The sequence below is a fragment of the Muriventricola aceti genome (assembly GCF_025567565.1).
GTDB lineage: Bacteria > Bacillota > Clostridia > Oscillospirales > Oscillospiraceae > Lawsonibacter > Lawsonibacter aceti.
Genome location: NZ_JAOQKF010000028.1, coordinates 1 through 382, shown reverse-complemented (window position 1 = coordinate 382; position 382 = coordinate 1). Strand labels below are relative to the sequence as shown.

The 382-nt window shown below is 47.1% G+C and carries 1 pseudogene; it reads left to right on the top strand.

What is annotated here, in order from left to right:
• A pseudogene (locus tag OCV64_RS16070) lies at positions 1-207 on the top strand (tetracycline resistance ribosomal protection protein Tet(W)); the annotation flags it as partial.
• Between the last annotated feature and the right edge of the window lie 175 nt (positions 208-382).

Genomic DNA, 382 nt, shown 5'->3' with positions numbered 1-382 from the left:
AAGGATGAAGTTGTCTTTACTGGCGAGATTCCCGCCCGCTGTATACAGGCATACCGTACTGATCTGGCCTTTTACACCAACGGGCGGAGCGTATGCCTTACAGAGCTGAAAGGATATCAGGCCGCTGTCGGTCAGCCGGTCATCCAGCCCCGCCGTCCAAACAGCCGCCTGGACAAGGTGCGCCATATGTTTCAGAAGGTAATGTAAAGATACATAATCGTCAAGACGGCAACAATCAGAAGTTATGGAGGGTAACAATGGAATATAGTAAGGAAGATTTAATGGAAGCAAAAAAGCAAATTTGGGGAGTGGGAGAGAACATGGGAACAGAGGAAAGTAAAAAAATCTGGGAGGAGAACGCACAATTTTGGGATAATGCAAT